This is a genomic window from Bradyrhizobium sp., assembly GCF_049586575.1.
Lineage (GTDB): Bacteria > Pseudomonadota > Alphaproteobacteria > Rhizobiales > Xanthobacteraceae > Bradyrhizobium.
Window position 1 is genome coordinate 1 of sequence record NZ_JBAVCF010000544.1, and the last position, 6,123, is coordinate 6,123.

At 55.2% G+C, this 6,123-nt stretch carries 2 protein-coding genes; one reads left to right on the plus strand and one right to left on the minus strand.

Features of this window, described 5'->3' with window-relative positions:
- Positions 1-388 precede the first annotated feature (388 nt).
- Positions 389-559, minus strand: coding sequence for a hypothetical protein (locus tag WB528_RS20415; RefSeq protein ID WP_423890218.1), 171 nt, complete (start codon positions 557-559; stop codon positions 389-391).
- Positions 560-1,817: 1,258 nt separating this feature from the next.
- On the opposite strand from WB528_RS20415, the gene WB528_RS20420 reads away from it, so the two are divergent.
- Positions 1,818-5,843, plus strand: a complete 4,026-nt coding sequence (locus tag WB528_RS20420) for an Eco57I restriction-modification methylase domain-containing protein (RefSeq protein ID WP_423890219.1) — start codon at positions 1,818-1,820, stop codon at positions 5,841-5,843.
- The last annotated feature ends 280 nt before the right edge of the window (positions 5,844-6,123 follow it).

Below are 6,123 nucleotides of genomic sequence, written 5' to 3' on the forward strand. Positions count from 1 at the left end.
ACAAATCCCAGTGCAGTGAGCACCTCACATGCCGGTCATTGTGCCGGCAGGCTGATGCCCGACGCCGCCCGAGTGCAGAGGGGACGAACCCTCTGCCCGCGAGCACCGGACCCGCTCCCGCCAGCCATTCGTCACCCGGCTGGCGTCCTGTACGAGGAGCGAGACAAAGGGCTTTTATTCCTTGTCGCAGGACTTTGTCAAGAAAAGTCGCGCCGCTAGAGACAAAACGTTGAATTCGCATTGATTTTTCGGCGAACGTTGGCGCGGGCACACACGGCTGCTCTGCCGTGAAAGCCATGATTCGCAGGCCGATCACGGTTCGCGGACGTCAGAATGCACGCCTGCATCCGTGCCGGTTTTGGGCGCAAGCGACGCCGAGCCTGAAAGTTCAAACAGCGATGATGTCCGGCGACGCCCGGACGCGCCGCTTGGTCGGTTGCTTGATCGGTTTCGCGGGCGGCGCCTCGATCAGGGCCTGGGCTTCCTTGGCCAGGCGAAGGGCTTTCAACCGCACGGTCTTGGCGCGAACGGCGACAGCGTCAACATCATATTCTGTCATCGCCGCTCGACCATCCCGCGCGCGCTCTTCCTTCTTGAAGCTTTTTTCTGCCCGCTCCCGGGCTTGATCCGGGCTCATGGTGAAATTTCGACCCGGACTCATGGCCGACTACTTTGAATACGGCGGGAGAAGCGCGCGGACCGGACGGAGCAAACCAGTCCACGAATCAGTGAGATCGCACCAAGCGACAAAAATACCCATCGCCACAAGTGCGCCCATAAACTCCACCATAATATGTCATTTCTGGCTCATAACGCCGAGCCTGTTTGCCGCCTTCCAAAAAAATCCGCCCTTTGCGGCGCTCGTTGATGCTGCTGTGGGTTGGAAGGCGCAATGTATATAAGGACTGATTGCACGATAGATAGGCCCCGCGCACAATTTAAACGATGCGTGCGGTAGGAAAGGAAGACGGATGTCGAGTTGGGATCGGGTGAAGGGAATAGTAAACCGTCACCGCAATTCCGCGACACTCAAACCTATTCGTACAAATATTGCTGAAAGCCGGTAGACAGCCGTTCCCCAAGGCTCAGCGTCAGCCCACGTCTCCGCAGACTCGGCCGGAGCGCACGATCCTATGGATCGCCAAACGCGGCGAAGATCGTGCGCGTCTCCACCGGTGTTACCCGCATCGCGCCTGTCACCGTCCAGTGAGCACCTCACGCACCGGTCATTGTGCGGGCAGGCTGATGCCCGACGCCGCCCGAGTGCAAAGGGGACGAACCCTCTGCCCGCGAGCACCGGACTCGCTCCCGCCAGCCACTCGTCACTCGGCTGGCGTCCTGTACGAGGAGCGGGACAACTTGTCGCGGGACTTTGTCAAGGTTTATCACGATTTTAGCGACCGTTGATGTTGATTCTGTAGTCATTTTATCTCAGCGCTTGTCGCTCCCGCCAAGCTGACTGAGCACATGGAAGTTCTGCGAATCATTAGCACAAGCAATACCTTACCGCGGAGACGGCTGGCTAGTTCCATGGGCGCCTGATTAAGTGCGACTGCGTTTCGATGGTGAATCGGCCGTCCATCGGATAATACAACTAAGTGTCATCCAAAGCGTGCCACTCCGTGTTGCGAACGCCGCGGTTACGGAACGACTGAACGATGTAAGGCAAACAAAAACAGGAAGCGCTGAATTCGACCAGCGCCCAGCTGATGCAGAACGGGACTCTTTTTACATAAGACTTCTTACGCGAAGGCATAAAGGGTACGCCGGACTGGCAGGAATTTACCGATGTCGAATTCCTCAGTGTCAAATCGGCATTGAAGAAGATTCTAGATCCATTCGTTTCAGGTGCAACCCACAACGAAGCCGATACTGAAGAGCGGGTCATCTATCCAGTATTCAACGCCCTCGGATGGGCGGACCTCATCCTGCGCAAAAACACGATGGCAAAGAAGGGGCACGAGGATATTCCCGATGCACTCCTTCTACCTGATGCTGAATCACTCTTGCGAGCAGACAAAGTAAAGAGGGCGCCCGACAAATTCCGTCACGGCGTATTAATTTGCGAAGCGAAGAAGTGGGAACTGCCGCTTGACCAAGGTTCGGGTGACGCAGTCCCTTCAACGCAGATGCTGCGCTACCTCACGCGTGCGGACGTCATGTCGGAGGGTCGCATTCTTTGGGGCGTTCTTACCAACGGCCGCATTTGGCGATTGTACTCGCAAAGAGCGAAGTCGCGTTCTGAGCAGTTTCTCGAAATCGACTTTGGCGTTTTGCTGGACCTCGAAGGAGTTGAGGGAGACCTTTTTGCACCCACGACCGAAGACGCCGATCAATTACTCAAAATTTTCGTTCTCATGTTTCGGCGTCAAGCCTTTTTGCCCACGCGGGACAAGAGCAGAACGTTTCATGACGTCGCGCTCGAAGAAGGCCGTCGCTGGGAAGCAGGTCTCGCAAAGGACCTTAGCGACCTGACATTTGAGAAAGTGTTTCCAGGCCTGGTTTCCGTTTTGGCCCATGCGGCGCCAAGAGCGGCTTTGTCCGAGATCAGGCAGGCCGCCATGACACTGCTGTATCGCCTGCTGTTTATTCTCTACGCGGAAGATCGCGATTTGTTACCGCGGAGAGACGCGCGCTACGAGGACCATGGATTATTCAAGCGCGTTCGTCAGGAAGTGGCAAAACGGATTGACGACGGAGTCACATTCAGCACCAAGGCCGCGCATTACTGGGACCACGCAAGGACACTATTCCACCTGATCGACGGAGGCGATGCAGGCATCGGTCTCCCGCCCTACAACGGCGGACTCTTCGATAAGAATTCTCACGCATTGCTGGAGGGCGTGGAAATTGCCGATGCAACGTTCGCACCGCTCGTCGACAAGCTTTCTCGTACTCAAGGAGATGAAAAGAAATTCATCAATTATCGCGACCTGTCCGTGCAACAGCTGGGCTCTATCTATGAGCGCTTGTTAGAGTATGAACCGGTGCTCCGCGAGGACGGTAATATCGAAATTCAATTAAACCCTTATGCTCGAAAGAGCTCGGGAAGCTACTACACGCCCGACGAACTTGTGGCGCTGATCGTCGATCAGACCGTTGGGCCTCTGGTGGAGGAGCGGAGCCAAACGTTCAGCGCAAAAGCCGCCACACTCAAGAGCAGAAAATCGCCGGTCTCCGATCGTCTAAGTGAACTAAGGCAACACGATCTCGCGACGGCGTTGCTCGAACTGAAAGTATGCGATCCTGCCATGGGCAGCGGTCACTTTCTCGTCCACCTCGTCGACTATTTAGCAGACCACGTGATTGAAGCTCTCGCCGATGCTCCAAAGGTAGTTTCTTGGGCCCAATACACTTCGCCCCTGGCCCAAAGGATCGCAGCAATCCGATCGCGCATTTTGCAAGAGGCAAAAACAAACAAATGGGCAGTCCGCCCGGAGCAGCTTGAAGACCGGATGATCGTGCGCCGCATGGTGCTCAAGCGTGTCGTGTATGGCGTCGACAAGAATCCGATGGCAGTTGAACTCGCGAAAGTCTCTCTGTGGCTCCACACCTTTACAGTCGGCGCGCCGCTTTCGTTTCTCGACCATCATTTGCGCTGTGGCGACAGCTTGTTTGGCGAATGGGTGGGCAAAACCGAACGCGAGCTTTCGCAGGCCGCTGGCTTGTTCATTCAGAATTCCGTCGTGCGCGCCCGTCAAGCTGCCCGCATGATGCAACAAATCGAGACCGCAACGGACGCCGATCTGACCGAAGTTCGCGAATCGGAACAGACCTTCGGCGGCGTATGTGAAGTTACCGAGCCTTTAAATCGGTTTCTGGGCTTTTGGCACGCGCTCAGATGGCTCGGCGATGAACCGCCGCAGCGCCGCTTAGCACTTGATGGTCTATTGCGCGGGACCTACGGCGATCCCGTCCTTGTTGCGGCTGGCCTGTCACCTTTGAAAATTATGGATGCAGAGGCAGTCGATGAAAAACACCTGAGCAAACGCGCGAAGGCTGAGCGGAAAGCGAAGCAAGCCGCAGCGAAAAACCTTCCTGCGCTTTTGCACGATGCACAAGCGCTCGCGCAACAAGAGCATTTCTTTCACTGGGAAGTGGCGTTTCCAGGTGTCTGGGCAGACTGGGAAAGCGCGGAGCCGAAAGGCGGCTTCGATGCGGTGATCGGCAATCCTCCGTGGGATCGCTTCGAATTTGAAGAGGTACATTGGTTTGCAGATCGTGCTGTTGAGATCGCCCTGGAACCTAGCGGAGCAAAGCGGAAAGCCCGTATTTCCGCCTTAAAGAGAGCAAATGCGCCACTCTGGCGCGAATACTGTGCTGCAAGTGCCCGCGTGGCAGCAGCTACTGCGGTCGCCCGCGGGACCCAGTATCATTTGCTGAATATTGGGAAACTAAATCTCTATAAGTTATTTGTTGAACGGGGGTTTCAGATCGTCCGCCCTGAAGGCATGGTCGGTATGCTTACGCCGTCCGGCATAGCTTCTGACCTATCTTCTAGCAAATTCTTTAAAGAAGTAGCAGTTGAGGGAAGATTAAAAGCCCTCTACGATTTTGAAAACAGGCGCACTCTTTATAACGACCAGCCGTTTTTCCCTGACGTTGATAGTCGCTTCAAATTCTGTGTGGTCGTCGCTAGTCCAAAGAAAAGGTTCTCCGCGGCAAGCTACGCATCCTTCCTGCACGATGTATCAGAACTCTCCGCCCCTGAGAGATGTTTTTCGCTGTCAGCTTCTGATTTTAGCAGACTTAATCCCAACACAGGGACGGCTCCTATATTTATTACTCGGCGTGACGCCGAACTTACAAAATCTGTTTACAAAACATGCCCGGTGTTGATTGACCGTTCGCACCACGAGCCTAGAAGGTTATGGCCAATAAGTTATTCGCAAATGGTCAACATGACCTCAGATTCTCATCTGTTTCGAACTAAGACAGAACTTGAGGAGAGGGAACATGCGTTTCCGGTGAGCGGAAATTGTTGGCGTACCGGAGATTCCGAGTGGATACCACTTTATGAAGGAAAGATGGTCCAAGCGTTCGATCATCGCGCGGCGAGCGTGGTTGTTAACCTGCTAAATGTGCATAGACCGGCTCAGCCAGAACCGGCGTCAGTGGAAAATCACCAAGACCCGAATTGGGCTCCCGCACCTCAGTTCTGGATAAAGAGAGGGAGCACCGAAGTTCCGAAGTATGAATATTTCCTCGCATATAAAGACGTCACATCACCCACGAACCAGCGGACAATGATTGCGGCCATCGTTCCGGCCACAGCGATAGGAAACACGCTGCCGGTAATCTTGCCAGAGAAGACGCTCAGCCATCACGAGCAGGCGAAAATAGCGGCAATATTGGCCGGCAATCTAAATTCGTTCGCGTTCGATTTTGTGGCCCGCCAAAAAGTCCAGGGGCAGCATCTTAATTGGTACATCGTTGAACAGCTTCCGGTATTGCCGCGCTCATCTTACGCTCGTGAATTTGGTCAGAGCAAAGCTAGTGAGATTGTGGGCAATCATGTGCTCCGGCTGAGCTTTACCGCTCACGATTTGAAGGGTTTTGCGCGCGACATGGGACACGTCAATTCGAAGACCGGTGATGTCCTATCACCGTTCAAATGGGACGACGAGGAGCGTTGCCATCTGCGCGCCCGCCTCGACGCGTTATTTTTCCTTCTCTACGGCTTCGTCAATCGCGATAACGTTCGCTACATCCTCAACACATTCCCTGGCGTGCGTGAGGACGATGAGAGAATGTACAATGGCCGCTACCGCACGCGCGATCTAATTCTGGCCTACATGAACGCCCTTGAGGCCGGCGACGCTCACACGATCGTCGCCGTTTAGGATTTTGCGCCTGGCAATAGCTTTATGATACTCGCAAAGCCGCGGAGGCAAACCGACCAGTAGGCCTCACGCCGTCGAGGCGCGCACCTCGATATGCACGGGCGTTTTCTTTTGCAGCACGCGGATGACCGCGGAGAGATTGGCCGGCGGTCGGGTTGCCGCTCGTGCCGAACATGCGCATGAGACTTTTAGGTGCCGTGGCCTCGCCCTTCGAGGCTCGGCGCTTCGCGCCGAGCACCTCAGGGTGAGGAATAGTGGCGGAGGTGGCTTGCCTCTGAGG